Origin of the sequence: Parabacteroides acidifaciens (genome assembly GCF_003363715.1) — a bacterium.
GTDB classification, from domain to species: domain Bacteria; phylum Bacteroidota; class Bacteroidia; order Bacteroidales; family Tannerellaceae; genus Parabacteroides; species Parabacteroides acidifaciens.
The window spans coordinates 61424-61737 of record NZ_QREV01000007.1 but is presented as its reverse complement, the minus strand read 5'-3'; the positions used below and the strand labels follow the sequence as shown (position 1 = coordinate 61737).

The 314-nt window shown below is 40.8% G+C and carries 1 protein-coding gene; it reads right to left on the bottom strand.

Annotated elements, in window-relative coordinates:
* Positions 1 to 113: 113 nt before the first annotated feature.
* A partial coding sequence (locus tag DWU89_RS20845; RefSeq protein ID WP_208642451.1) for a hypothetical protein occupies positions 114 to 314 on the bottom strand: 201 nt, incomplete at its 5' end.

Here is a 314-nt window from a genome sequence, read left to right as displayed (position 1 = left end):
TTTCATAATAGTATTAGATTTAAGGTTAACAAAGTTGGTTAGGGGTTGTCGTGAGACAGCCTTTAATTGTTTATAGGCGTTTCGTTCCCCCAGTATATTCTCTCACCCGATAGTCAAGTTTTTGAACCTCCTGCAAACCCGAAGATTACAATAACCCCCTGTTTCGGGCGTTTTTCTATTTCGTCCGAAATTTTGATCCATTTTGGATTGACTTTTTTCACGGTTTTAATCTGATCGGATGACAATAGAAAAAATGAGGTGCGCAGTCCGTCTCGGAAGGCGTACAATTTGATTACCGAAAGGCGGAAACGCCT